This is a genomic window from Roseovarius azorensis (genome assembly GCF_900109455.1).
Lineage (GTDB): Bacteria > Pseudomonadota > Alphaproteobacteria > Rhodobacterales > Rhodobacteraceae > Roseovarius > Roseovarius azorensis.
Genome location: NZ_FOAG01000009.1, coordinates 1 through 25,794, shown reverse-complemented (window position 1 = coordinate 25,794; position 25,794 = coordinate 1). Strand labels below are relative to the sequence as shown.

Below are 25,794 nucleotides of genomic sequence, written 5' to 3'. Positions count from 1 at the left end.
CTGTTTCAGCGGCTGGCCCTGTTGTAGAGTTTTCGGATCCAGTGATCGTCATTCATGTCCGAGAGGATGTCCTTCATGACCGACTTGTAGGCCTTGCGTTCGAGACGATGCTGTTCGTCAGAGAGCAGGTTTCGGTTCAGCACGCGCTTTGAAATGGTGGCGATTTCCTTTTTCGAGACGAATCTCTTCTCGACGCTGTTTGTCGCCTGCCACAGCACTTCCAGAACTCCGGCATCTGAATCTGCCTTTAAGGGTACCGGATCCCCTAAGAAAACCCGCAGTTTTGCGATGTTCGCCCCGGTCGAGATGTCGAGGAAGCGGGCGTTGATCTCGCTCTCGATCATTTCCTTCGGCGCGTTCAGATATCTGTCCATGACACAAAGCACCGTCCCGTTGCCACGATAGGAGATGGAGCTCATGAGGTTGGGCAAGGAAGCGTTGATGCAGATGATGACCTCGCGCAGCATCGAGGAAAACTCCCTCAACGAGCTTTCCGAATGTCCCAGTGTCGGGTCGGCGATCTTGAGCGCGACGACAGAGGCATTGCACTGGGGGCGACGCGCCAGTTCCAGCACGTAGTTGTCGAATTCGCCGTATGCAATCAGGCCATCTGCGCCTCCGTGATCAATCACCTGATCCGGCCCGGTGTCCCCGGCGACGCCGTGTGACCATTTGATGTTCCGGGCCCTGTCGATCCGGCAGACCGACCGCGCCTTTTCGACGGCCAGTCCCTGCGCGTCGAAGATACGGGATTGAAGCTCTCTGAAATCGAACGGCTTGCTGACATAGTCGGTGGCCCCGGCCCTGAAGGCCCTGTCCAGATATGACTTGTCGTGCATGGCCGTCAGCATCAGTATCGGATGGCGCTCATATCCCGGTGTTTGCCGTATTACCTGCGTCAGATGAATGCCGTCGATTTCGGGCATCTGAATGTCGATCAGGAAGCAATCGAAATCCACCTCATCGCGTTCTATCGCGTCCAGAGCTTCCCTGGCGGAAAAGGCCAGCGTCACATCATGATGATCGGACATGCCGAGGGCGTGATCGAGAAGCATCAGAATGCTTGGATCATCGTCGACCGCCAATATTCTCATTCTGCTCTGGCTCCTCTTCGTGCGGTCACTGAAAGAAACGAATCGAAATATCTGTAGATTGACCCTCAAATAGATCGCAATTGCGGTGGAATTTTGAAAAGTATCTCGCAGACTCATGAAATGATGGCTGACCATGCAGGCGCCGCCGGGTTCAGGAAATCCCTGAACGAGGCGGCCTCATGCTTGTTGCGGATGACGCTCTGTGCTGGCTATCGTCGGGAATTCGACAAAGAAGGTCGTGCCTTTTCCAAGCTCACTGACGTAGTCGATCCTGCCGTTGAATTGCTCGACAATCTCTTTTGATATGTTCATGCCAAGACCCGTGCCGCCAGCCTGCCGGCGATCCGAAGAGTCGATCTGGCTGAACTTTCCAAAAACCTTGTCCTGCGCGCCCTCGGGGATGCCTATACCGTTGTCCCGGACGTAGATTGTCGTCTTGCCGTTCTTGTCGTGACAACCGACAAAGACGTTTCCGCCCTTGTGGGAAAACTTTACCGCGTTCGAGATCATGTTGGACATCACCTGCATCAGGCGCATTTCGTCCGCCTTGATGAGTATCGGCGGATCCTCGGAATAATCCGGGATCAGCGCCACGCCCTGCGCTTCGGCGAAGCGCGCATTGGCATCCATGGAGTCGCGTAGGAACGACTTTACGTCCAGCGTCTCCATCCGGTAGGTCATTTCGCCTGCCTCGATCTTTTGCAGGTCGAGCAGATCGTCGATCAGCTTGGACAGTCGTTCACCATTGCGCCCGGCGGTTTCGACGATGCTTTTCATCTTGTCCGGGACGGGACCAAGGGCGCCCGAATTGAGAAGATCAAGCGACAGTTTTATCGAGGTGAGCGGTGTGCGCAACTCGTGGCTCACGGTGGCCACGAATTGCGATTTCACGAGATAGGCCGCCTTTGTGCGGGCATGTTCCTGCTTCAGGGTCTCCATCGAGGCAAGATTCTTGCGATAGAGCTTCAGGAAGACAACAGAGCAATCGATGAGGAAATACATCACGAAAAGCACCGTGAAGAAGTGCAGCCAGAGTTCGGATGTCACGGGCGGCTTTTCCACCCACAGATCCCGGAGCGTGATCACGACGAAGGAAATACCATAAAGCGTGAGCCTGATCGCAAGGGCCGGCACAAGCTGATGGTTGTTCATCGCAGCAAAGAGCGCTGCGGCGAACAGAAAGAACAGGGGCGTGAAATGTCCGCCGGCCTTCTGGCTGAAGGCAACCGAGACGGCATAGATGCAGATCGCACTGGCGCTCAGGAAGGTGTTGAGAAGTATCCCGCTCAGCGCGATCGAAATGGCCTTTTGCTCGTTTGGACGCAGCCTGGAGACGCGCCTGGCAAGCAGATAGTCCTGAAGTTCGCAGAACAGGATGACGACATAGAACAGCACCGCATTCACCGGATCGAAGTAGAATGCCGTCAGAATGGTGGCAGACAGAAAAATCGCCTGCCTCTGCCACAGCAGCGCAAAGGCCATTGCGGTGTAGTCTTTCAGGTTTTGCAGCAGCCGTTCGCGGTTGGCTGCAATTTCACTGTCAAACTGCGATACGTCGATGGGCTTCATTTGCGCAGGGCCTACGGTTGAGCATTTCATTACTTCGCACATGTTCGTGCAAAGATTCCGTCCGCATTCAGTTCAAAGTTTGGCACGCGGCACATGCCGGAGCCAAATGGATGGTATCGGGGGCGGATTCATCCGGGTGCATCCTTTGGGGCAGGTGATGTCCTTCGACCTGTTTCATGGCGGCAACGGCAGCCCGTGTTCGCGCGCGCCCGCATGGAGCCTCTATTGTCAAATCGAACAGGTCTGATACGGTCTTGCTGCTTGGGCATGAAAACTTCATTGCCGCCCCTACGTTGAACATGGTCGTGCCGATATTGTGGTTCTGGTGATCCGGTTGTTTGCGAACCGAACGAACGTCCAGAGCGTTCCATCAGTATTCGTTCTGACAAAATGTGTCATACGTCTGGCGAGGTGATGCAACACAAGAACTGAAACGAGCGGCGTGAAATCAAAGATGGCTCCAGACGGACTGCATAGGGTTGGCAAGACGCAAGAGGCGCGCGATTCCGTGACGCCTGTTCAGGCAAAGTTGGCTGAAAAGCCGATAGGTCTGCTCGAATTCGCGCGTCATGCCGGTCGGAACATGCTGGAAGTCATCCCCATCGAAACCACCCGGCAGACCTATCTGCGGGGACCACTGAACATTCATTATATCTGCGATCCCGAAATCGTCACCGAACTGCTGGTCGGCAAGGGCCGTGATTTTCCGAAAGCAAAGTTCACCAAGGACATCATCGGATCCGCGGTCGGCAATGGCCTCATCCTCTCGGAAGGTCAGAAATGGAAGGCGCAGCGCCGACGCTATTCGCCGCTCTTTGCGGCGCGCAACCTGCCGATGCTGGCGCAGCACTTTGCCGAAACCGGGATGGAGATGGCCGATTCTCTGGCGGAAGGTCACGGGCTGGTCGACGCCGCGCAGATGGGCCCCGCTGCGACGCTGACAAACATCTCCCGTGTTATGTTTGCAGGCAACGAGGAAGTCAGCGCCGAGGAGATCCGGGTAGGGCTCAGAAAGTATTTCGAATACATCACCCTGATTTCCCTGTTCGATCTCATGGGGCTGCCGTCTTGGCTGCCGAGGCAAAAGTGGTTCAGAAGCAAACAGCCGGTCACCAGCATGCGCTGGCTGGCAAGGCAGGTCATCGAAGAACGCCGCAACGAGAACCGGCCCGAACCTCTGGATTTTCTCGACCTGATGATTGCCGCGCTCGAAGAGGATTTCGAGGATATCGAAACAACGGTGGACAATCTGCTGACCTTTGTGGTGGCGGGGCACGAAACCTCTGCCAATGCCTTTGCCTGGGGTGTGTACCTGCTGGCGCTCCATCCGGATGTTCAGGCCGAAATCCGCAACGAAATCAGATCTGTCTCACCCGAGGCCCCGATAACCTACGATGATATCCAGAAAATGCCGCTGCTGCGGGCGCATATCCGCGAGACGTTGCGCCTTTATCCCTCGGCGGCGTTCTTTGCCAGGGATGCGGGTGCGGAACTCACGATCAAGGGTATTCGGTTCGAGAAGGGCGACGCGCTCTTCTTTCCGGTCTATTCATTGCATCGCAACGTGTGCCTTTGGGAGTCTCCGAACTTGTATAGGCCCGAGCGCTTTCTCGGCACAACCGTTCCCAGAGGTCAGTTCATTCCGTTTGGCGACGGGCCAAGGGTATGCATCGGGGCCCAGTATGCGGAAACAGAACTTATGGTGCTTATGGCATCGGTCTTACGTTGCATCGTTTTCTCGATGACGGCCACGCCTGTTCCGCGCCCGGTATTGACGTTCACGATGCGTCCCGGCGGCCCCATCATCCTGAATGCCCGCCCGATTTGAAGCAACCGAAACGTACGATACGTCGGGATAATTGGATACATGGATCCGGTTATTTCAGATTGAGATAGCTCTCTTCGCCGTAAAGCTCCATGAGCACACGCTCGTAGATCCTGCGACGCGTATGTGTGCCGCGCTGGGTTCCTGCGTCAGTTGGATCGTCTACAGGTCGTGTATCGCCCTGACGGAAAATGATCTCGCGCTGCTGTACGCTGTCGACAGCGCGATTTATCGCCGCATCGATACCCGAACGCGACAGTGAGCGCATCGAGAAAGGCTTGCCCACAAGCGCCTGCACCCAGGAATCCGCGCTTCCGCGCTCGCCAAGCATCGCCTGAACATAGTGGTTGAGCTTTTCTTCGGTCGGGAATGCGCGCAGGGACTCGTCATCATGGACGATCACCAGGAACAGGCCGCTGCCCCGGTAGGAGAACATGCAATCGAGATCCGATGTCGCGGACTGCAGGCAGAGCGCGGTTTCGTTGACGACATGACGGAAATATCCGCAATCGGTGACATCATAGAGGGTCTGCGCATCCTGCAACAGGATAGCCAGGCAATGCGATTTGAAAATCTGGCCGCGCGACAACTGATCAATGTAGTTGTTGAACTGCATGAAACGCAGGTGCCGGTCGGCACCCTCAATCACCAGAGGATCGTCGAAATTGAACTGTGTATTCTTCTGAAGCTCCTGTTTCAGAATCGTGACAGCCCGCTTGGTCTCTTCGGTCCTGAGTTTCTCTTTCACGAGACGCCGCGCCGCATTCATCCGACCGCGCAGATCCATCAGGTCAAAAGGTTTCGTGATGTAATCTGTCGCACCGGCAATAAAGGCGTCGTCAATATAATTGCGTTCGCTCATTGCCGTCAGCATGATGATCGGGGTCTCGGAATAGTCCGGCATCCTGCGAATTTTCCGCAGCAGGACGATGCCGTCGGTTTCGGGCATCTGGATATCGAGCAGGAAACAGTCGAACGACGTCTCAGCTCCTTCGATCATGTCAAGCGCGGAATCAGCGCAGGCGGCGACAGCCACGCTGTAGTTATCGATTGCTGCGAGCGCCGTCTGCAATACGTGCAGGATGCTTGGATCATCATCGACGATGAGCACGCGCATCTGATGCTGTGCCTCTCGCGCTCGATCCTTCAGCCTTCGCTGAAAAATGGTGGTGTCATCTTTCATGTCTGCTTTCGGCCAGAAGAGTGTTGATCGGACTTCAACATTGAAAGATGCTTTACGAATTTGCCGATTTTTAGGCCAAATATGGGCCGTTTTGGATTTTCTCGACATGTTTCTGACATAATATCCATTTTGCGTTCCCGCTTTGGAGATAGGTGGCAGAATGCACGGGGATTGGGTCTGGATCCGCAACAATCGGCGGGCGGCGCACAGGCTCAGAGCGCAGAAAAATGGCCCTCCCGTTAACGGATCCGGGGCAGGGGCTGTTGTGAGAAGCCATCCGGACACGCAGTGTGTCCGGGGCTGTTACGGCGTCCGCGCGCAGCGGTCCGGCGGTTCCACCCGGAAAAGCACCGACTGGCTGCGGCTGCCTTCGATGCTGAATGGCGCGCCGATAGGGGTGGCCGTGACGTTCAGTCGCCTCGCCCAGCGAGCCCATACCGCAGGCACGATACCCAGAATGTATTTTGCCCCGTTCTCTTCCGCGACACGGTTCATCTCCGAAAAGAGCCGGCTCTGGATGAGCAACCGTCTCGTCCCCGGAATGCTGTCCTTGATAAAGAAGCGTGACGCTTCCCAGGCCTCAATGTCCACAGGAGGTTCAATGAAAAGCACATCGGTTGGAAAGTCTTCGAGCAAACCGAGGTGCGCGTCGCGGAGCATGTAGCTGTAAATGCCGCAAGCTGCCGTGGTCGGCATCAGGCGAACCCCTCCGATGATGTCACCGAATTCCACCAGAACCACCCACCGGCAGAATGGCGTATCGTACTGATCGAACTCCATCCCTTCGGTTTCGGAAACGTGCCAGTTGAGGCGGTCGATGAAGACGGATTTGCGCGCTTTCAGGTATTTCGGAAACAGGTTTCCGAAGTTGTTCATGTTCTGAAAGGACATGTCCGCGGTCAGAATATTGGCGGTCTCATCGACCGCCTGCCGGGAGTCCTGTCGCACCGCTTCACGGATACGACGTGGCATCTTTACTATCGGCGGCCGGTCAGACGGCTCACCGTCTCGCACTTGCGATGTCGAGGGCGCTGTCATCGACCCAAAAAGCGTCCAGGCATGTTTCATGATCTGCTCTCAATTTTGCCTTACATATGACTTTTTTCTTCGAGGGCTGTCCATAGCCTTATGGTAGTAGAGCACATATTAGATTCGTGTCGGGTGAATCGGTCACATCCGTGGCGAGGTCAGGCGGTAGCGAACCCGTTTTCAGACGGGCAGCGATGCTGCCGCAGGCGCACATCGACACCCGATGAGGGTGGCGGCACTGTAATTTCCGATGCCGCAGGGGATCAGAGGGCGCGCCCGCAGTTGAAGGGGTTTCGAACCGCCTGATGGTCGATCTTCTATGCTCCCCGGAAATCGGAAGTGCGCCGAAATCCGCTCTCAACCGCCATGGAGAGGGGCAAAGTCGGGTTCCCATGTGACATGTGCCTCGGCGCCGTCGGTGGCGCCGATCGACATGGGGGTGGCAGTCCCCGGCAGAACCGCCACATCGAACAATTCCCGGATCGGGCCGCCAAGGCGAATCCATTGCACCACATCGCCGCTCGCAAGGTCGATCACCTGCACGCCGCACCAGGGCTCTGCATCGCGGATCCGCAGTGCCTCGTCGAGCGCGAGACCGCTGAACGAGGCTTCGCGCGGCAGCGAGAGCGTCACGATGGCATGGTTCCCGACAAACGCGAGCCCGCGCAGGAATCCGGGCAGAAAGGCGATGGGCTCTGCGCTGCCGGTCAGGCGATCCACACGGCAAAGCTGGCCGCGGCCGCTGTCGAGCACGTAGAGTTCGCTACCCCGCAGGCGGGGCGAGTGGGGCATGGAAAGCCCCTCGGTCACGATCCGGTCATCCTCGGCGAGGTCGATGATCAACCCGCCCTCGGCGCGTCGGTCGCGCCAGCCTCCGATCACGTCCGACCGGCAGGCGGCAGTGACATAGCGCGCACGCCCGTTCTCCATCGCCAGCCCGTTCAGATGACAGCGATCCTCGGCCGCGAGGCGCGAGATGAAGGGCGGCTTCCAGACCGGGCGAAAGCCATGCACGGTCGAGACCGTGGCAAGACAGGAATGCAGCGTGTTGACAAACAGGATGCGTCCCCGTGGTTCCACTGCAATCTCGTGGATGTCGGTCTCACCCACCGTCTGCGCGTTGCGCGGCACGAACAACCGATCAAAGCGCCCGTTGGCTCGCTGGTCGGGCATCAGCACATTTTCAAGCCGCCAGATCTGGGCCGATGTCGCCATGTAGAGCCGTTCGGGTGTCGTCCAGAGACCCATGGCACGGCCAAAACCGTGCTGGTGAAACGCAACCTGACCGTTCGGGTGGTGCCCGACGAGAAACAGCTGCCCGGTCTGGTAAGAGGTGAAGGCAAGACTTATGCCATGCCATCCGAGCCAATCCGCAAACCCCGCCGAGCAGCTTATGCCGGCCGTCGCTGCGCCTGGCGCTGCTGCCTCCGCGTCGCTCTCTTCGGTCATGCCTCGCCTCGCGTCATCAGTGCTGTCATGCCCGACGGCCACGTCGCCGGCAACCTGCATAATGGCCGGAGTCAGAAATCCATCCGGATCCCGATCTGGCCCGACAGGCTGTCGATCCCGGCAGAATCGAAGGCCCTGCTGACCCGCACATCACCAAAGACGGTGAGCGCCTCGGCCAGCCGCACCTGTCCGCGCGCCGCGATCTCACCGCTGAAACCACCGTGATCGGTCTTGCTGACCGACCCGAACCCAAAGCGCGTCTCGCTGGTGCCCAGAAACTCATAGGCGAGACCGCCGCCGATCTGCACCGAGGACATCGGGTCGATCGCATATTCCAGCATCAGGTTGCCGCGCGCCACCAGGCTTTCGGCCCGGTCAAAGGTGATCGAGCCCGCCGGATCGACCATGGTTGGTCGGGACAGCCGGTCGATATCCGCGTTGCTGTAGACGATCTGTCCCATCGGTGCGAGCGACAGGGCGCCGCCCAGCGGCAGGCGTGTGCCGCCCTCTATTCCCAGCGTATAGGAGAGCGCGTCGCCGTCCGGCCCCGTGACGCCGAGGTCATGCCAGTTCACCATGCCCGCGATGTCCGCATAGGTGTCCGAGTCCGCCGCATACCAGGTGGCACCCAACCCTATGCCGTAACTTGTGGCGCTGAACCCGGTCGAGGCCATACCCTGCTGATAGGCATCGCCGTCCGCCGTGCCATATTGCGCCATCGCATATCCGATCAGTGTGCCGCCCGCTGTCTCGGCCCGCAGGACGTCCGCGCCGAACTGAAGCACGAACTGGTCGATCTCGAAATCTACCCCGCGGGTTCCGTTGCCCGCCTCGCCATCGTGATCGGCCCCGGCGATCCGGCCCCAGAGGCCCGGCGGCTCGGCGCCCAGCCCCGGACGGCGCAGGGCATCCCCGGTGCCGATACGCGCGCCCAGATCGCCGAAGAGACTCTGGAGAACGGGCGCAAAGGCGGCGCCCAACGCCACGCTTTCCGCGACATCGGCCACCAGCCCCTGCTCGACCAGCGCGAGTGTGAAGCTGTTGCCCGTCTGCGCAAGTTCAAAGACGATGCCGCCGAAATCGAGCGGTTGTGCAAGCTGGATATTCCCCATCATCGCACCGCCGAAGGTGATCAGCGGAACCGGGCCTCCGGCCAGCGGTCCACCGAAGATCGGGTTGATCTCGAGAAAGGCGGTTCCCGTTATGTCGCCGCCAAAGGTGAGACGGTCCGCCGCCGCCACTCCGCCGCCGCCGAACAGCACGTCGAGCGCGATGGTGCCGCCCTGACCGATCAGGCTGCCGCTCACATCCGTGCGGTCGTCGGCCGCGCCATCGGTCAGGTCGAGCCGCCCGGCCAGCGTGAGGTCTCCGGTGATGCTGTTGATGCCCGGACTGTCGCCGCGCGCCACCAGCCGCGAGGTCGCGTCGATCGACACGCTGCCGAAGATGTCGTCGAGATCGCCAAGCCGCAGCGCCGAGTTGTTGCTCAGGAACAGGCCCTGCGACGCGCTCAGCACCGAGGCGCCTGCCGGGGCCGCCACGAAATCCGACCCGTTGTCGAATGTGATCGTCTCGAAATTCGTGAAGATGGCGGGATCGAGCACCCCCGCGAGCCCGTCGAAGGTGAGCGCGTCCGTCCCCGTTCCGGCATCGACAAGGGTGAGCCGCGACAGATCGGCGGTGGAGTAGAAGGTGACCCGGTCGTCGCCGGCGTTCAGGCGCGCCGTTCCCGCCAGCGTGCCATGCACATCGACGGTATCGATCGTGCTCGAGACGGAGTTGATCGAGTCGGACTGCCCCGAGGTTACGAGCCCCGTCTCGGTGATGACGATATGCGACTGCGCGCCCCTCACGGATATCGCGCGCGCGGTGGTGTTGGTGGCTACGACGTTGCCCGTCACCGTGACCGAGACCGCGCCGTTGGCGCCGGCCGCATAATTGCGGGCATAGATCCCGGTGGCGCCCGCCCCGGTGGTGGTGACATCGACGACTTCGATGTCGATTGCCCCGCCGCGGCTGAGGGCGAAGATCCCTATCCCGTTGCTGCCCTCGGTCGTGATCTGGTCTGTGGATGTGACGGAGACGGTATTGCCCGCGCCGGTGCCGTAGTTCGATACGAACATGCCCGCAGACCCGTTGCCAAGGGTTCCGACGCTGGTCACGTCGACGTCGACTGTGCCACCGTAGGCGCGTGCGAGGATTCCGTCGCTGAAGCTGCCCCGGGTTTGAATTGCGGCCTGCCCGTCAATCCTCACACCCTCGCCGCCGTCAATGCGTATGGCGACAGAATCGTCTCCACGGGTCTCGACCACGTCGGTCGTGGTGACGGAAACCGCGCCGTCGAACGCCGTGGCGCGAATGGCCCTGGCCAGGAAGCCTTCTGTTGTCACCCGGCCGGTTGTTATGGAGACGAGCCCGTCGCCGGTGACACCCATCACGCCGTTCGCATAGTTGCCGCGCGTCAGGACAGGGCCGATGGATGTGATGGTCACGTCGGCGCCGGGCGCCGTGCTGAAGCTGCTGCCGTAGATGCCCATGGACGAACTGCCTTCGGTGCTCACGGCCGCCTCCGAGGTGATCGTGGCGGTCCCGGTGTAGCTGCGCGCCCAGATGCCGTTCGACGTGACACCACGGGTCGAGATCGTGGCCACGCCCACGTCCACCACCGCGTCGCCCGAGCCGAACAGCGTCATGGCTGCCTGGGAATCTCCGGTGGTGCCGATGATGACGCCATCCTCGATGACCACCGTCAGGTCCGGAACCGGCACCCCGACGTTGCCGTAGAGGATCCCGTCAGGGTAGTGGTTCGTCGGATTGCCGGTCGGGCCGCAGGTCACCGTCCCGCCAGGGACGGCGGGACCGCACTCGTCCGCTGCATGGGCGGGGTTGGGTCCGGCAGCCATCACAACCGCAAGTGCAAGCCACGAAACCCCGAGGCGCAGTGCGCCAAGCTGTCTCTGTCTTGCCGTAATTCCGGCGCTGCCGGCCAGGGGAAACAACACTTTCGTCGAGCCGACAGCACGCATCTCACACTCCCGCGAGGAAAATTTCTATTTCGAGTCAGATCGTTCAGAGCTTTTCTTTGCGTAGCATCAGGTTGCATCGACACTTCATGAACTTATCGTGATCGCTCGTGATGCGATGTGAGCGCCCTTTGACAGGAACGATCCGTCTCACGCCGTTGTTCGGTGGTATCAGTGCCTGAATTCCGCAGGAGATACCGTATCGCGGTAGTGCTCTCGGACGTCGCGACGGACCGGTTATCCCCGCTCGCAGACAGGGCAGCGACTCCAGCCGCAGAGGGGAGGATCAGGCTCTCGATGGTATCGACGTGGTACCATTCCGGTAACCATGGACAGGCGCGAGCCTCTCGCGGAGGATGTTAACATGAGGGCAACCGCGGCTATACTCGGGCGGATTCTTCGGGCGGAACGCGCATGGCGACCGGACTTCATCATGTGACCGGGATCACCCGGAATGTGCAGGCCAATGTGGATTTCTACATGGGCTTTCTGGGATTGCGGCTGATCAAGCAGACGGGCGGATACGAGGATGCCGGGCAGCTTCATCTGTTCTACGGCGATGCACAGGGCACGCCGGGCTCAATCATCTCCTTCCTCGTCTGGCAGGATGGCGCGCCCGGTCGGGTCGGCCATGGTCAGGTCGGTGAGGTTGCATTCGCCGTTCCGCTAGACAGCATCGGCGAATGGATGCGGCGGATGATCGAGGCGCGCGTCGCTGGTGAGCAACCGACGCGAGAATTCGGAGAGACAGTTTTGCGGCTCAAGGATCCGGACGGGATCATCATCAAGCTCGTCGGCATCGACCTTTCCGCAGTTCATGCCCTTCCTGATCCTATCGCCCCGACCCGCCTGAGATCAGTGACACTCTTCACCAACGACGCTGCGGCAACCGCCGACTTCGCCATGCAATTTGGCTACAGGAACGCTGCGGTCGAAGACCAGGTCCGGCGCCTAATTTCCGCGACGGATGTGATTGATGTGCGCGATACGCGCGGATTCTTCAGCGGCATCCCCGGCACCGGCGTGATCGATCATGTGGCCTTTCGCGCGCCGGATGAGGATGCGGTGCGGCGCATGCGGCTTGCGCTCGGGCTTCGGCACATGCCCACCAACGTGCATGACCGAAAATATTTCCTGTCGCTCTATCTGCGCGATCCGACCAATATCCTCTTTGAATACGCCACGGACGCGCCCGGTTTCGCGGTGGACGAGTCGCCTGAAACTTTGGGAACCAGGCTCATCATCCCGGACCGTGACAGCGAGCGTGCAGAGGATCTGCGCATCATGCTGCCGCAATTCGCGCGACCGGGTGAGCCGCGCATGCCAAAGCGCGACCTGACCTTCACACACCGCCTTCGCAGCCCTCAGAACCCGGATGGCAGCACGACCCTGCTGCTTCATGGCACGGGCGGCAGCGAAGCGGATCTGATGCCCTTCGCCGCGCGCCTCAATCCCCGTGCGACCCTTCTCGGTTTGCGCGGTCGCGCCACCGAAGAGGGCGTTGCGCGATTTTTCCGTCGTTTCGCGCCGGATGTCTTTGATCAGGATGACATCCGCGCCGAAGCGGACGCCTTTGACGCATTCCTGCCCGAGGCGCTTCGGGGTTATGCGCTCGACACGGAGAATCTGACCGTGTTCGGCTATTCCAACGGCGCGAATTTCGCGGCTGCCATCATGGCACTCCATCCGGGGATCATTCGTCGCGCGATCCTTGTGCGGGCCATTCCGGTTCTGGTCAACTTGCCGATGGTGGATCTGGCGGGCACCGAGGTGTTGTTGCTCGCGGGGACCGACGACCCCCGCGTTAGCAGAAGCCGGGAACTGGCCATGTGGCTGACGAGGTGCGGAGCCGATTGCGATCTGTCCCTTGTCTCGGCGAGCCATGATATCGTGGCGCAAGATCTGGAAGTGGCCCGCGACTGGCTGCGCCGACAGAGCGAGGCCAGCACCCGCTCTGTCGGCTGATCTGCTTTCGAAGGCTGCCGCATTTACCGGAACGGGTCGGGCGTGTGGTCTCGGAGATTCAGGGTGCGTGGGTGACCTGCCACTGATCTTTCATCCGCCCGCACCCGGAGTCCGGTGGTCATTTACGCCCTTTGGCGCGGGTTGAGCAATCGCAATAAGTAGCTGGCCCATGCCCGCTCAGGCGCGATGTGGGCATGGGCTGTCATCCTGATGTATTGGGCGGCGTGACAATCGCTTTGATCGCGTTCAGCTCCGGTTCACAAGATAGCTGGAAAACAGGTTCCGATAGTCGGGAATATGGTTGGAAAAGAGATCGCCCAGCCCTTCGATATCGTTGCGCCAGTCCCGGTGCAGTTCGCAGGCGGCGCCGAACCATGTCATGAGTTGCGCGCCTGCCGCCGACATTCGGTCCCACGCAGCGTCGCGGGTCATCGGGGTGAACGTGCCCGACGCGTCGGTGATCACGAACACCTCGTAACCTTCCTCAATTGCGGAGAGCACGGGGAAAGCCACGCAGACCTCTGTCACCACGCCGGCGATGATCAGTTGTTTCTTGCCCGTAGCCTTTACGGCGGCCACGAAATCCTCGTTGTCCCATGCGTTGATCTGCCCGGGGCGCGCGATGAAGGGAGCATCAGGAAAGGTCTCTTTCAGTTCGGGAACGATGGGACCGTTCGGCCCATCCTCGAAGCTCGTCGTCAGGATGGTCGGCAGACCGAAGTATTTGGCCGCATCAGCAAGGGCCAGGACGTTGTTCTTGAACTTGTCCGGGTCGATATCCCGCACCAACGAGAGCAGGCCGGCCTGATGATCCACGAGCAGGACGGCCGCGTCTTCCTTGTTCAGTCTTTTATAGGTGAATGACATTCGCGTTTCCTCTTTGTCATGAGGCGGGAGAAATGGCCTCGAACCTCTTGGTTTGCGCGCACGCTTGTGTCCTTAACGTCAGCGGACATTATCGAATCGCGCGACAACCAGATCATATCGAGACCGTGCCGCGTCGCCACGTTCCCCGCCACGAAACCGGTGTTCTGGGTCGGCGAACGGCTCGGCTCAGGGATCTGACACGCGGCGTGGTTACGCCCGCAGCCAAGGTGGGGTATCGCCAAGGCTCGTCACGAGGTGGTTTATGAAGAGGCGCAGCTTCCGTGGCATCGGTCGGATCGGTGGCCAGACGACGTGAATCGGCAGGCCGTGAGACCGAAGTTCCGGCAGAACCTGAACCACGCGCCCTTGTTTGATGTCCTCGTGGACGATGAACATCGGCAAGAGCGCGATGCCAAGCCCGGCACACACCATGTCGCGCATGGCCTCGCCGTTGTTGGTCACAAGGTGCGAGGGCTTCGGCGGCCGAATCGGCGGATCGAACCGCCAGATATCGCCGATCCGCCTGTTCTGATAGCAGATCGTGGAATGATCGGAGAGCTGTGCCGGGTCGGTCAGCGGGCCATGACGTTCGAGGTAGTCCGGGCTGGCAACAATGGCGCGCCGGTCCTCGCAGAGTTTGCGCGAGACGAGCGTGCTGTCAGCCATCTCGCCCAGGCGAATGGCAACATCATGCCCCTTGCGCACCAGATCTACCATCGCGTCGTCATAGTCGAGGACCAGCTCCAGACCGGGATGTGTCCGGGCAAACTCGGCGATGATCGGGCCGAGATGATGGATGCCAAAGCTCATCGGTGCCGATATGTTTAGTCGGCCGCGCAGTTCCACACCGCCAGATGCCGCGCTTTCGGTCGCGTTAACAAGTTGCGACAACGCCGGACGCAGCCGCTCGGCCAATGTCAACGCCGCATCAGTGGGCGTGATGCGCCCGGCATGGCGGGTGAAAAGCGCGATTCCGAGCGCCGTCTCAAAGTCGCTGATCCGTTTGCTGATCACCGATTTCGATACATCCATACGGATCGCAGCCCCCGAAATCGAGTCTGCGTCTATGACCGCCAGAAAGGTTTCGATCTCGTTGATCGTCCACTGCATCCGTTCTGATTACGGCATGGATTGTTCATGCGCAATTTTCAAACGCTGCTCGACTGCGTATTGGACCAAAACACCGCAGTCAGCGCAAAAACGTCGAACTTCACCCTGCTATCAGCATATTGGGATGGTTAGCCTTGAGCTCAAAATGGCGGAGAGACAGTCCGCTACTGCGAAATATACGCCCACAAAAATACAATTATAACAATTACTTACGAATCCGCGTGGTTCGAAATGTGGACAAGGATGTGGACAAGAACATCTGCGAACACGCCGAATCGCGGGGTTCGATTCCCGTCTATTGTCGAAACGAAGAAACCCCCGCCAGATCAGGGCGAGGGCTTCCATGAAAGTGCGTCTGGCGGCGCAATCACAAAGGCCGAAAAGGACACGACCAATGCAAGCGAAAGATAGCCTGAAGACCGACAAAAGCCAAGGGGCTGAGAATCTGAGCGCCGCGCTCGCTCTGGCGGCGGATGGCATCGCCGTCTTCCCGGTCGGCCCCGATAAGCGCCCGCTGGTGAAGGGCTGGCAGGAGAAGGCAACGACGGACCCGGACCAGATCGAAGCGTGGTGGCGTGACCGGCCCAATGCCATGCCCGCCCTGCCGACCGGCAAGCGCAACGGCGTCGCGGTGCTGGACGTGGACCAGAAGAATGGCAAGGACGGCTTCGCCGAACTGCTGGCGCTCGGGCTGGACGTGGACTCGCTGTCCGACACGCAGGTGGCCTCGGCGGGCGATGGTCGCCACATCTTTTTCGAGTGGCCCGAGGGCATGGGCAACAGCGCCGCCGGGCTGCCGCCGGGGCTGGACGTGCGCGGCGAAGGCGGTTTCGTTGTCGCGCCCGGCGCGGTCAACGGCAAGGGCTCCTACCGGCTCCTGAGCGGCAGCCTGACGGCCAAGCTGCCGCCGTGGCCCGATGATCTGCCGATCAAGCGCAAGGCCGTGGACGCGGGCGAGGCGCGGCCCACGGGCCTGCCGTGGCCCGTCTTCGTGGAAGCCGTGCGGGCGGTCCCGAACGACATCAAGGACCGGGAACTGTGGGTGGCTCGGCTCGCCGCTATCCATGCAGAGAGTGGCGGCGGCTCGGATGGACTCGAACTGGCCCACCAATGGTCCGCCCAGCACCATTCCAATGACCCGGCCGAGACCGACCGTGTCTGGGCGTCATTCAAGCGGTCCGATGGGGCGACCGGCTGGCGCTTCATTTCCGAAGCCGAGCGCCGGGGCTGGTCCCATCCGGCCGTCACCGAACTGCGGCAGGCCGAGGCCGTGGCCCTGCTGGACGCTGCGTGGTCCGATGAAGAGATGGGCGAGATCGACCGTCGCTCCGCCGAACTGTCCAAGGCCGAGTGGAAGACGGAGATGCGCCGGAAGTTGGACGCCGAAGGTCTCGCCCTGCTGGGTCTGTCGCCGTCGCGGCTGACCTTCCTGAGTCCCGCTGACTGCGAAGACCTGCCCGCCCGGAACTACGTCATCAAGGGCCTGTTGGGCGAGGGCGACATTGCCGCCATTGTCGGTGCTCCGGGTGCGGGCAAGTCGCTGCTGGCCCCGTATCTGGGCTTCGCCGTTGCGCAGGGCGCGGAAGCCTTCGGGCGTCGGACCCGGCAGGGTCGCGTGTTCTATGTGGCGGCAGAAGACAGCCACGGGATGCGCGCGCGGGTGCGGGCGCTCCGGGACCAGCTCGGCGACGCCGACGCCTTCAATCTGGTGGAGGGCGTCTCCGATCTGCTGAGTGAAGGCAGCGAAGACCTGAAGGCGCTGATGGTCGCCGTTGAGGACCAGCGCCCGGCGCTGATCGTAATCGACACGCTCGCCGTCGCGTTCCCGGGTCTGGAAGAGAACGACGCGAAGGCAATGGGCACTGTCGTCGCTGTGGCCCGGCGGCTGGCGCGTTGGGGCGCGGCCGTGGTGCTGGTCCACCACGCCACGAAGGACGGCAGCAATGGGCTGCCGCGCGGCCATTCCATCCTCAACGGCGCGCTCGACATGAACCTCTACCTGAAGCGGGAAGACGGGACCGTCACCGGCATGCTGACCAAGAACCGCAATGGCAGCACCGACGAAAAGCTGGCCTTCACCGTGGCGACGATCCCGCTGGGCGAGGACGAAGACGGCGACACCATCACCACGGCGATCTGCCGGGAGACGGACAGCGCCGACTCAGGCAGCCGGGAGGTGAAGCTGTCCCCCAGCGCCAATGCCGCGCTGACCGTGTTCCATGAAATCGGCGATGGTGCCCCCGTTGCCGAATCCATCTGGCGCGAGCGGGCTATTGAAGGCCGAAGAGTTTCCGCAGCCGACGACCGTGACGGGCGGCGGCGCACTTTCAAGCGAGCCGTTGAAGAACTGACCCGCAAGAATGTGCTGGTGTTCCGCGACGGGAGATTCGCCACGGGGCAATCCCCCGAAGCCCTGCTGGGAGATGACGATGTGTGAGGGGACCGGACAAGACCGGACGGTCCGGGTTTCGTCCGGCGTCCGTCCGGTTGGGCAACGGTGGCCCGGAAACCGGACGGACAGGACAGGGGCCTTTAGGCCCTGTCCGGCTGTCCGGTCCGGCCATGCCCCGGACCTTAGAGAAGATGTTCCTTTGTGGTGGGGAACTGCTGATCCCCGTGAGGGGGATGCAATGGGTCCCTCTGGGGATGCGCACTGCGGGGGGCGCGGAGCCCCGACATTTCGCCCCGTGGTGAAGATTCTGGTTTGGGAAAACTCCCCGGGGGCACATCCCCCCTGTGGGGGCGGTCCCTCCTGTGGGGGATATACCCGTGAGCACTGACACCCGTGACAACATTGCCGAACTGATCGGCGAAGAGTGGGCCGACGACTTCACCGCCCCCGACACCGTGACCGCTGCCGAACTGGCCGCGTGGCTCGGGCTGACAGCCAACCGGGTCCATGCGCTCGGCCGCGATGGCGTGCTGCCCCGGACGCCCGAGAAGACCTATCCGCTCCGAGCATCCGTGGCCGCCTATTGCGATCACGCCCGGCAACTCGCCAAGGGCAAGGCCGCCGACAAGGCACTGGCCGAAGAGAAGATAAGGCTGGCCCGGGAACAGGCCGACAAGATCGCGCTTCAGAACGCGGCTGCCCGTGGCGAGTTGCTGGACTCCCGGCAGGTGGCGAACGAGTGGCGGGCAATCGTGACCGATCTGCGGGCCGCCGTGCTGGCCGTCCCGTCCCGGGTGGCCAGCCGCCTTGCCTTGGACCGGAAAGAGACCGCCGCGCTCGACGCCGAGATCAGGGACGCGATGGAGGCGATTGCCGATGACCGTTGACCCGCGCTTCGCCCAACTCCGCCGCGACGCTCTGGCAGCGTTCCGCCCGCCCGCCAAGCTGGCCCTGAGCGAGTGGATCGAGTCTCACGTCTTCCTGCCGTCCAGCCTCGCCGCCCAGCCCGGCCGGATGCGGCTCTGGAAGCCGCAAATCGAGATTGGCAATTCAATCGGCGACGTCACGGTGGAGCGTGTGACGATCCTGAAGAGCGCGCGGGTAGGCGCAACGCAGTTGATGGTCGGGGCGCTCGGGCACTTCGTCCAGAACGACCCCAGCCCGGTCCTGTGCGTCGTCCCGGCTGAGGCGGACGCCCGGCACCTGATGGTGTCCGTCATCGAACCGACCTTTGGCGAGTCTCCGGCGCTACGTGCGGCGCTCTCGACCGACGCATCCGGGCGCGACGTCCTCATGCACCGCCATTTTGCAGGCGGCAGCCTGTCCATCGTATCCGCCCGCGCCCCGCGCAACCTGCGAGCCCGGACAGCCCGCATCCTCTTCGCCGATGAGATCGACGCCTATGAACTGAGCGCGGGCGTGGAGGGCGACCCCGTGGAACTGGCCATGCGGCGGACCATGACCTACGGCAACCGGAAGATCGTTTTGGCCAGCACGCCGGTCGACGCCGAAACCAGCCGCATCCTGCGGGCCTATGAGCAATCCGACCGGCGGGTCTATGAGGTCCCGTGCCCCGGCTGCGGAGAGTTCGGCGAAATTCTCTGGGCCGACATTCGATGGGACGACGGCAAGCCCGAGACGGCCCACTGGGTCTGCCCCGAGTGCGGCTGCGTGGTCGAAGACCGGCAGAAGCCCCGGATAGTGGCAGAGGGCCGGTGGCGGGCCACAGCGCCCCATGTGGAGGGGCATAGGGGCTACAAGCTGACCAGCCTAACCAGCACGCTCCCGAACGCCTCATGGCCCCGTCTGGCCGCCGAGTTCCTTCAAGCCAAGCGCAGCCCGACCACGCTGAAGCCGTGGCTGAACACTGTGCTGGGCGAGCCGTGGCGCGGCGAGGGCGACCATCTGGACGACGCCGAACTGGCATCCATGCGCGAGCCCATCGGTCTCGACCGGCTGCCGCCTGAAACGCTCTACCTTACCGGCGGCGCGGACGTGCAGAAGGACAGGATCGAACTGACGACACTGGGCTGGACGGCGGACGACGTGGCGCTGGTGCTAGCCCATGAGATCGTCTGGGGCGACCCCAACGTGACTGATACCTGGGCGGAACTGGACGACCTGCTGCGCCGCGACTTTCGGCACCCGGCGGGCGGTGTGCTCCGCTATGACGCGGTGCTGGTGGACAGCGGCGACGGCGGCATGACGGATCAGGTTTACGGCTTCACCCGGTCCCGCATCGGCCGCCGCATCTTCCCGCTGAAGGGCGTCGCAGGCTTCAAACGGCCGCTGGTGGAGCGGTCCAAGACCCGTGGCATCGTGTTGATGCTGGTGGGCGTGGACGTGGCCAAGCAACGGCTCTTGAACGCACTGCAAGCCCGCTCGGGCTGGCGCTTCGGCGACACCCTGTCCGATGACTGGTTCACGCAACTGACCAGCGAACGCCGCGTGGTGCGCTACAGCCGGGGCCAGCCCGCCGCCCGGTTCGAGCGGATCGTGGGCCGCCGCGCTGAGGCGCTGGATTGCGTCGTCTATGCGATGGCCGCCCGGGCACTGGTGGGCGTCGCCGTTGATCGCCGCGAAGCCGATCTGGCCAGCGTGACGGGGGCTCGCAAGCCCCCGCAGGTTGTCAAATCCAAATGGCTTGATCGTTAAGCCGCTTCCGCCTGAAGCACCGAAATTATCTCATCCGCTGTCAAGTCACGATCCGCAAGTTTTGCGCGCAGTTCCTCAAACTTGGGATACATCTGACGGTAGCGTGGAAGCGACATCTGAGAGTGAGAGTTGAGGTCGCGACCTTCAAAATGGGCGAAACGATCCATTACTTCTATGAAGTGCTTCGCGACACCAAAGTGATCATCGTTGTTTCCATCGAAGCCGGAAAACACCGGTCCGTGGCCATGGTTTGCCGCCTTAACCTTGTCCTTGTCCGCTTCTTCTAGTCGCTCATAGGCCGTCTCAAGGAGCGACCACATATCGAGGATGTCTGCCGTCTCTTTCACGACGTGGTCAGGCGTTTCTTTCGCGCCCAACAGCCCCTGCCAATCCCAGTCCAAACTCCACAAGTTGCCGCTGTAGATTGACTCCATGAGATGTTTTACATCGGTCTCACCTTCGATCTTCAGCGCCTTGTGAACATCCGCCAACATGGCGATGATGATCTTTTCACCGTCCGTCAATTTCATCTTTGTCACCAAATAGTTGCCAATCGCTTCGATAAAGTGACGAAGCGTTAACCTGTCAAGGGGCGGCCAGAACAAAGTGCGAATTAAGGGCCGACAAGGCCATTTATCTTGTGCTGATAGTGGGTGACGTTTTCGGCGATTTGACGGGGAGACGCGGTTCGTTCTTCGGTGCCTAGAGCCATACGTGTGAAGCTACAAAGCCCAGTAAGTTGTTCGTCGATGTAGTCCCCGGGAGGTATCCGGCGCTTGTCGGTCAAGTCGACTTTAACCATCTCAAAATGCTCAAAAATGTCGCCGCGCAATGTCTCGACTTCGTCTGCCAGCCGCGCACGCTCTTGAGTGGAAAGTTCTCGCTCTAACGCGTCCTTGGCTATGGACGCGATACGTTTCGTGAGAATCTGCACATTTTCCATTAGTGGATGGTGCCAAAGTTCGCGAACGAACGCACCAGTCGTTTATCATAAAATCTCGCCGTTCGGCTTGCAGTAGAACTGTGAGCCCAGCGGCGCATCGTGCATGGTGACGCGGCCATTCGTGGCGAAGGCCAGCGGATCGTCGGGGGCGGGATAGCCCATGTGTTCCAGATACCGCCGCGTCATGATGATCGCTTCCCCAACCCTCAGCCCCTCTTCCGCCGACGTCCTGAACATTATTACCGCGAGGCGGCGGGCCTTCTGAACGTCTGCCAAGAAATCCTGCATCGGAGGTCCTTTCAGAATTGGAGGGGGCCAGCCTCGGCGCGAAACCAGCCCCCTCCACACAGGTAGAGGAACGTCGGCGGGCTGTAGTCGCCGACGACTCGGCCTTAGCACAGCAGCCTCTTGCATTACAACTCAAAACCGAGTTATAGAGTCGTAGAGCCAACTCGGAGACTCCTGATGTTCAAGATTTCCCAAGCCTCCGTCGCCTTCGCGGAGATAGACCAGCTTCCCGATGACGACTTCAACACGCTTGACAAGGAACTGCGGAACCTGACGCAGCGCACCAGCATCGCGCCCCGAGAACGTGACGGCCGCGCCGACCTGTTCGACGAAGCCGGGGTTTGTGCGCTGCGCCTCGTCCACATTGCCAAACGCTTCGGCTTCGACCGGTTCCAGCTAGACAGGCTGGCGCGTTTCTTGCTCTCCGCAGACACTCTCCCGGGACGCTATCGGAGTTTCGAGGGTGGACGGCGCGCGCTGTCGGTCATCGAAGAGGCGATTGAGAGGACGCGGGAAGGCGAAGTCTTCGACCTGTCGCTGGTCATGTATCGGGACGGGACTATTGCCGTTCGCGCCGGATGGGCCGACACGACGACCCCCGAGGCGGAAGAGATGCTGGCCGCTCTGGAAGCCGCATCCGGCAAACGGCTGATCGACGCCGCTTTCGTTCTCCCGGTTTCGCGGCTGATCGCGGAAGTGCTGGGCAAGCTGCCCAAGGCAATCTGAGCATGGCCTTTCCGTTCCTCTCCAACGCCGTCCGGCGCATCTTCGACCGCTCCGCCGCTCCGGTGGGGCGGCGCTCGCTTGATGCTGCCACCGGGAGCCGCCGGGGGAGCGGACTGGGCCAGTTTGGACCGATCAACCCGGAGATCGGCGCGGCCGCGTCAATCACGCGGTCCCGCGCTCGCTACCTCGCCATGAACAACCCGTTCATTGCCAACGGCGTCCAGAACTGGTGCGCCTCGCTGGTCGGAACAGGCATCCGTCCCGCCGTCCGGGCGACCGATGCCGGGACTCGTGAACTGGCCGCCGGGTCTTTCGAGACGTGGGCCGACGCCGCAGACCACGCCGGGCGGACCGACTTCTGGGGCCTTCAGCGGGACGTGTCGCGCCACCTTGTCGTGGACGGCGAAGCCCTGATCCTGATGCGCGACGAAGCCGATGGGCTGCGCCTGCAACTGATCCCGCCGGAACTGCTGGACGAGTCGAAGACGGCCACGCTCGGCAACGGCCGGGAGATCGTCTCCGGCGTGGAGTTCGACGCCCAAGGCCGCCGGGTGGCCTATCACATCCTGCCGCAGAAACCGTCTTCCATCTACGCCGATTATGCCCCGCCGGTCCGGGTGGACGCAGCCGACGTTTTGCATGTGATGCAGTCCGCCGCCGCCGGACAGGTGCGCGGGCTTAGCTGGCTGGCCCCGGCGGTCCTGTCGGCCAGCGAACTGGACCAGTTGACCGACGCGCTGCTGGTCTCGGCCAAGATCGCCGCCATGCACGCCGCCTTCGTCACCGACGCCACCAACATGGGCGGCGCGGCGACGGCCTTCCCGGACGCCGATGGGCTGACCGACATTTCGCTGGAACCGGGGGTGGTCCGGGTCCTGCCGGGTGGCACCGATATTCGCTTCAATAGCCCCGAACAGTTGAAGGACGCCCCGGCCTTCGTGCGGATGAACCTGCTGGCACTGGCGGCGGCTCTGGGCCTGCCCGAGCATATGCTGTCGGGCGACCTGACCAATGCCAACTATTCGAGCCTGCGGGCGGGCCTGCTGCCGTTCCGGGCGCGCGTGGAGCAATGCCAGTATGGCGTCCTCGCTCCCCAGCTTTTGCGCCCGATCTGGCGGCGCTGGATTGCCACGGAAGTCCTCGCTGGACGACTGGACCTGTCGCCCGATCTGGGGGCCGAGTGGATCATGCCCCGTCACGCTCAGGTGGACCCGGCCAAGGACATGGCGGCCGTGAAAGAGGCGCTGGCGCTCGGGCTCATGTCCCGGTCGCAGGCCATCAACGAGATGGGCTGGAACGCTGACGATCTGGACCGCGAGATCGCTGCCGACCGCGCGCGGGAAGTGGAACTGGGCCTGTCCTTCGGCAAGGGGGCGACCGATGGCCAAGAGTGAGTCTCAGCTTCGATTCCTCCTGCGGGATGCGAATGACCAGAAGACTGGTCCGAAGCTGACCGCCAGCCCCGTCAACGCCTCGCATGTGCGCGACCCGAAGACCGGGAAGCTGCATGACCGGCGCTCCACCGAGTTCCAGAAATGGGAGTCCCGCCTTGCCGCTCGATAGCACCATGACCCGCGCCGCCACGACGCGGCCCAACAGCTTCGATCCGGAGACCCGGACCGTCTCCGCCGTGGTCGCCACCGCCACGCCGGTCCAGCGCCGCGATGCCCGTGGCCCGTTCCTCGAAATTCTGACCGCCGACACGCTGGACCTGTCGGCGGTCGCGGAATTGCCCGTTCTCGACTCGCACCGGACGTCGAGCGTCCGTGACCAGATCGGCCGGGTGAGGTCCATCGCTCTGGAAGACGGCGTGGTCGTTGCCGTCTTGGAACTGACTTCGGCCGAAGATGCTGCGCCCATCGTGCAGCGGATCGCCGATGGCACGGTGAGCGGAGTCAGCATCGGCTACCGCGTCACCGGATGGACCGAAAAATCCACGCCGCAGGGACGGGTGAAGACCCCGACCGGGTGGCGGATCACCGAAGTCACCCTGACTTCCAACCCGGCGGACCCGTCCGCCCGTCTGAGGCAGAAAGGAACCGAAATGCCCCAAGAAGTCATCGAAACCCCGACGCCCGAAGAGGCGGAGGCACAGCGTCGGAGCGACATCCGTGGGCTGGTCCGTTCCGCCGGGCTCGGCGCTGAGATCGCCGATCAGTTGATCGACCAGAACGCCGACCTGACCGCCGCCAAGGCTGCGATCTTCGACGCTATGGACGAAAAGCGCCGGTCGCAGCCCGTCATCCGCACCCACGCTCCGGCGAACGATGATCCGGCCGTGATCCGGCGTCGGCAGGCCGATGCGCTGGCCTACCGCATGGGCGGGCTGGCCGAACTGCCCGAAGAGGCGCGGCCCTATGCCGACGTGGCCCTGATGGACCTTGCGCGCGAATCCGTGGAGCGGGCTGGGACCAGCACGCGCGGCATGAGCCGCAACGAAATGCTGCACCGCGCGGCGGGCGAGCACACCACGTCGGACTTCCCCCTGACCGTGATGGACGCGGCAGGCAAGACGGCGATGGCTACCTACCGCGCTGCGGAGTCGCCGCTGAAGACGCTCTGCCGGAAGACCACGCTGCGGGACTTCAAGCCGAGCACGGCCGTCCGCCTTGGCGAGATGGGCGAACTGCAAGAGATGGCCGAGTCCGGTGAGTTCACGGCCACGACCCGGGGCGAAGAGGGCGAGGCGATCAACCTCAAGACCTACGGCCGCCGGATCGACCTGAGCCGCAACCTTATCATCAACGATGACCTGAACCTGCTGGGCGATACCGTCCGCGCCTTCGGCGAGGCAGCCGCCCAGACCGAAGCGTCGATCCTTGTGGCGACGATCACCGGCAACCCCGACATGCGCGACGGCACGCCGGTCTTCGATGCCAGCCGGGGCAACATCGGCACCACGGCCGACACGCCGTCCAAGGCGACGCTGGCCGAGAACCGCGAGGCCATGCGGCTGCGGACCGGCACCGATGGCACCACGATCATCGACGCGCCGCCGCGCTATCTGCTGGTGCCCGCCGATCTGGAAACCGACGGCGAAGAAGTGCTGGCCGCGATCTACGCCGCCACCACGGCCGACGTGAATCCCTTCGCGGGCAAGCTGAACCTGCTGGTGGAGCCGCGCCTGCCGTCCGGCCACTGGTATCTGTTCAGCGACCCGTCGCGGCTGGCGGCGCTCCGCTACGGCTACCTCTCCGGGGCCGAAGGCGTGCAGGTTCAGCGCCGCGAGGCGTGGGACACGCTGGGCCTGTCCTTCCGGGCCTTCCTCGACTTCGGGGCGGGCTGGCTGGATTGGCGCGGCGCTCAGCGCGTGGCGACCAGCTAATGGCGCTGACCCTCGCCGAACTGCAATCTGCCCGTGACGCGCTCCTGCGGGCGCGTGCGGGCGGTATGCGCCGGGTGCGGGACCAGAACGGCGAAGAGATCGAATACCGCTCCGACGCCGAGATGGCCCGCGCACTGGCCGCCCTGGACTCGGAGATCGCGGCGCTCGCGAACCGCCCGCCGTCCACCTTCTACTTCGCCACATCGAAAGGAACCTGAGATGAAGACCTTTGTTCAACCCGGCGACCGGATCACCGTGAATCGCTCCGGGTTTGTCGGAGACCTATAGCTTCATTTCACGCGACCATATCGAGCACGTCGCGCTGTGCATAGAAGTTCTCTTCGGCCTCTG

The 25,794-nt window shown here is 62.2% G+C and carries 21 protein-coding genes; 10 read left to right on the top strand and 11 right to left on the bottom strand.

Annotated elements, in window-relative coordinates; all coding sequences use genetic code 11:
* Positions 1-5 precede the first annotated feature (5 nt).
* On the bottom strand, positions 6-1,229 hold the full coding sequence (locus BSG08_RS13585; RefSeq protein ID WP_093037963.1) for a response regulator: 1,224 nt from the start codon (positions 1,227-1,229) through the stop codon (positions 6-8).
* Positions 1,230-1,271: 42 nt separating this feature from the next.
* Positions 1,272-2,663 (bottom strand): sensor histidine kinase, encoded by a 1,392-nt coding sequence (locus BSG08_RS13580; RefSeq protein WP_093037960.1) that lies wholly within the window; start codon positions 2,661-2,663, stop codon positions 1,272-1,274.
* Positions 2,664-3,117: 454 nt separating this feature from the next.
* Here BSG08_RS13580 and BSG08_RS13575 point away from each other — a divergent pair, with 454 nt between their 5' ends.
* Complete coding sequence (locus BSG08_RS13575) at positions 3,118-4,491, top strand: cytochrome P450 (RefSeq protein ID WP_093037958.1); 1,374 nt, start codon at positions 3,118-3,120, stop codon at positions 4,489-4,491.
* A 49-nt stretch (positions 4,492-4,540) separates the two neighbouring features.
* Here the strand turns inward: BSG08_RS13575 and BSG08_RS13570 are convergent, their stop codons facing one another.
* The 4 genes from BSG08_RS13570 to BSG08_RS13555 all read right to left on the bottom strand — a co-directional run bounded on the left by BSG08_RS13570 (position 4,541) and on the right by BSG08_RS13555 (position 11,175).
* On the bottom strand, positions 4,541-5,671 hold the full coding sequence (locus BSG08_RS13570) for a response regulator (RefSeq protein ID WP_175544791.1): 1,131 nt from the start codon (positions 5,669-5,671) through the stop codon (positions 4,541-4,543).
* Positions 5,672-5,974: 303 nt separating this feature from the next.
* The gene (locus BSG08_RS13565; protein ID WP_245770705.1) at positions 5,975-6,739 is read right to left on the bottom strand and encodes an acyl-homoserine-lactone synthase; all 765 of its coding nucleotides are present in this window, start codon (positions 6,737-6,739) and stop codon (positions 5,975-5,977) included.
* Between the two features lie 318 nt (positions 6,740-7,057).
* Positions 7,058-8,149, bottom strand: coding sequence for a TIGR03032 family protein (locus BSG08_RS13560; protein ID WP_093037952.1), 1,092 nt, complete (start codon positions 8,147-8,149; stop codon positions 7,058-7,060).
* Positions 8,150-8,220: 71 nt separating this feature from the next.
* Positions 8,221-11,175: an autotransporter outer membrane beta-barrel domain-containing protein gene (locus tag BSG08_RS13555; RefSeq protein ID WP_093037950.1), complete on the bottom strand. Its 2,955-nt coding sequence runs from the start codon at positions 11,173-11,175 to the stop codon at positions 8,221-8,223.
* A 411-nt stretch (positions 11,176-11,586) separates the two neighbouring features.
* On the opposite strand from BSG08_RS13555, the gene BSG08_RS13550 reads away from it, so the two are divergent.
* Complete coding sequence (locus tag BSG08_RS13550) at positions 11,587-13,137, top strand: VOC family protein (RefSeq protein ID WP_093037947.1); 1,551 nt, start codon at positions 11,587-11,589, stop codon at positions 13,135-13,137.
* A gap of 246 nt (positions 13,138-13,383) precedes the next feature.
* Here BSG08_RS13550 and ycaC read toward each other — a convergent pair whose 3' ends face one another.
* Positions 13,384-14,004, bottom strand: a complete 621-nt coding sequence (gene ycaC, locus BSG08_RS13545; protein ID WP_093037944.1) for an isochorismate family cysteine hydrolase YcaC — start codon at positions 14,002-14,004, stop codon at positions 13,384-13,386.
* A 210-nt stretch (positions 14,005-14,214) separates the two neighbouring features.
* A complete protein-coding gene (locus BSG08_RS13540) occupies positions 14,215-15,114 on the bottom strand; it encodes a LysR family transcriptional regulator (protein WP_093037940.1) in 900 nt (299 codons plus the stop codon).
* 394 nt (positions 15,115-15,508) lie between these two features.
* On the opposite strand from BSG08_RS13540, the gene BSG08_RS13535 reads away from it, so the two are divergent.
* The 3 genes from BSG08_RS13535 (at position 15,509) to BSG08_RS13525 (ending at position 20,161) form a co-directional block, all read left to right on the top strand.
* Complete coding sequence (locus tag BSG08_RS13535; protein WP_175544790.1) at positions 15,509-17,551, top strand: AAA family ATPase; 2,043 nt, start codon at positions 15,509-15,511, stop codon at positions 17,549-17,551.
* A gap of 332 nt (positions 17,552-17,883) precedes the next feature.
* Entirely contained in the window at positions 17,884-18,393 is a 510-nt protein-coding gene (locus BSG08_RS13530; protein ID WP_093037934.1) for a hypothetical protein, read from the top strand.
* A complete protein-coding gene (locus BSG08_RS13525) occupies positions 18,383-20,161 on the top strand; it encodes a phage terminase large subunit family protein (protein WP_093037931.1) in 1,779 nt (592 codons plus the stop codon). The genes BSG08_RS13530 and BSG08_RS13525 overlap by 11 nt, the downstream gene beginning before the upstream one ends.
* Here the strand turns inward: BSG08_RS13525 and BSG08_RS13520 are convergent.
* The 3 genes from BSG08_RS13520 to BSG08_RS13510 all read right to left on the bottom strand — a co-directional run bounded on the left by BSG08_RS13520 (position 20,158) and on the right by BSG08_RS13510 (position 21,392).
* Positions 20,158-20,691, bottom strand: coding sequence for a YfbU family protein (locus BSG08_RS13520; RefSeq protein WP_093037929.1), 534 nt, complete (start codon positions 20,689-20,691; stop codon positions 20,158-20,160). The two genes, BSG08_RS13525 and BSG08_RS13520, sit on opposite strands and share 4 nt — an antisense overlap.
* An 83-nt stretch (positions 20,692-20,774) precedes the next feature.
* A complete protein-coding gene (locus tag BSG08_RS13515) occupies positions 20,775-21,095 on the bottom strand; it encodes a hypothetical protein (protein ID WP_139274574.1) in 321 nt (106 codons plus the stop codon).
* A gap of 54 nt (positions 21,096-21,149) precedes the next feature.
* On the bottom strand, positions 21,150-21,392 hold the full coding sequence (locus BSG08_RS13510) for a hypothetical protein (RefSeq protein ID WP_093037923.1): 243 nt from the start codon (positions 21,390-21,392) through the stop codon (positions 21,150-21,152).
* A 177-nt stretch (positions 21,393-21,569) separates the two neighbouring features.
* Here BSG08_RS13510 and BSG08_RS13505 point away from each other — a divergent pair, with 177 nt between their 5' ends.
* From BSG08_RS13505 to BSG08_RS13485, 5 genes are read left to right on the top strand one after another with little or no spacing between them, the layout of a single operon-like run.
* The gene (locus tag BSG08_RS13505; RefSeq protein WP_093037920.1) at positions 21,570-22,118 is read left to right on the top strand and encodes a hypothetical protein; all 549 of its coding nucleotides are present in this window, start codon (positions 21,570-21,572) and stop codon (positions 22,116-22,118) included.
* Positions 22,119-22,120: 2 nt separating this feature from the next.
* Complete coding sequence (locus BSG08_RS13500) at positions 22,121-23,512, top strand: phage portal protein (RefSeq protein ID WP_093037917.1); 1,392 nt, start codon at positions 22,121-22,123, stop codon at positions 23,510-23,512.
* Positions 23,499-23,681: a hypothetical protein gene (locus BSG08_RS19505; RefSeq protein WP_093037914.1), complete on the top strand. Its 183-nt coding sequence runs from the start codon at positions 23,499-23,501 to the stop codon at positions 23,679-23,681. Before BSG08_RS13500 ends, BSG08_RS19505 begins: the two co-directional genes overlap by 14 nt.
* Positions 23,668-25,443: a prohead protease/major capsid protein fusion protein gene (locus BSG08_RS13490; RefSeq protein ID WP_175544789.1), complete on the top strand. Its 1,776-nt coding sequence runs from the start codon at positions 23,668-23,670 to the stop codon at positions 25,441-25,443. The genes BSG08_RS19505 and BSG08_RS13490 overlap by 14 nt, the downstream gene beginning before the upstream one ends.
* Complete coding sequence (locus BSG08_RS13485) at positions 25,443-25,661, top strand: phage head-tail joining protein (protein ID WP_093037907.1); 219 nt, start codon at positions 25,443-25,445, stop codon at positions 25,659-25,661. The genes BSG08_RS13490 and BSG08_RS13485 overlap by 1 nt, the downstream gene beginning before the upstream one ends.
* The last annotated feature ends 133 nt before the right edge of the window (positions 25,662-25,794 follow it).

Coding starts and splice junctions, on each gene's coding strand:
- BSG08_RS13585 (WP_093037963.1), bottom strand. CDS start 1,229: ATGGTCAGCCATCATTTCATGAGTCTGCGAGATACTTTTCAAAATTCC.
- BSG08_RS13580 (WP_093037960.1), bottom strand. CDS start 2,663: ATGAAGCCCATCGACGTATCGCAGTTTGACAGTGAAATTGCAGCCAAC.
- BSG08_RS13575 (WP_093037958.1), top strand. CDS start 3,118: ATGGCTCCAGACGGACTGCATAGGGTTGGCAAGACGCAAGAGGCGCGC.
- BSG08_RS13570 (WP_175544791.1), bottom strand. CDS start 5,671: ATGAAAGATGACACCACCATTTTTCAGCGAAGGCTGAAGGATCGAGCG.
- BSG08_RS13565 (WP_245770705.1), bottom strand. CDS start 6,739: ATGAAACATGCCTGGACGCTTTTTGGGTCGATGACAGCGCCCTCGACA.
- BSG08_RS13560 (WP_093037952.1), bottom strand. CDS start 8,149: ATGACCGAAGAGAGCGACGCGGAGGCAGCAGCGCCAGGCGCAGCGACG.
- BSG08_RS13555 (WP_093037950.1), bottom strand. CDS start 11,175: ATGCGTGCTGTCGGCTCGACGAAAGTGTTGTTTCCCCTGGCCGGCAGC.
- BSG08_RS13550 (WP_093037947.1), top strand. CDS start 11,587: ATGGCGACCGGACTTCATCATGTGACCGGGATCACCCGGAATGTGCAG.
- ycaC (WP_093037944.1), bottom strand. CDS start 14,004: ATGTCATTCACCTATAAAAGACTGAACAAGGAAGACGCGGCCGTCCTG.
- BSG08_RS13540 (WP_093037940.1), bottom strand. CDS start 15,114: ATGCAGTGGACGATCAACGAGATCGAAACCTTTCTGGCGGTCATAGAC.
- BSG08_RS13535 (WP_175544790.1), top strand. CDS start 15,509: ATGCAAGCGAAAGATAGCCTGAAGACCGACAAAAGCCAAGGGGCTGAG.
- BSG08_RS13525 (WP_093037931.1), top strand. CDS start 18,383: ATGACCGTTGACCCGCGCTTCGCCCAACTCCGCCGCGACGCTCTGGCA.
- BSG08_RS13520 (WP_093037929.1), bottom strand. CDS start 20,691: ATGAAATTGACGGACGGTGAAAAGATCATCATCGCCATGTTGGCGGAT.
- BSG08_RS13510 (WP_093037923.1), bottom strand. CDS start 21,392: ATGCAGGATTTCTTGGCAGACGTTCAGAAGGCCCGCCGCCTCGCGGTA.
- BSG08_RS13505 (WP_093037920.1), top strand. CDS start 21,570: ATGTTCAAGATTTCCCAAGCCTCCGTCGCCTTCGCGGAGATAGACCAG.
- BSG08_RS13500 (WP_093037917.1), top strand. CDS start 22,121: ATGGCCTTTCCGTTCCTCTCCAACGCCGTCCGGCGCATCTTCGACCGC.
- BSG08_RS19505 (WP_093037914.1), top strand. CDS start 23,499: ATGGCCAAGAGTGAGTCTCAGCTTCGATTCCTCCTGCGGGATGCGAAT.
- BSG08_RS13485 (WP_093037907.1), top strand. CDS start 25,443: ATGGCGCTGACCCTCGCCGAACTGCAATCTGCCCGTGACGCGCTCCTG.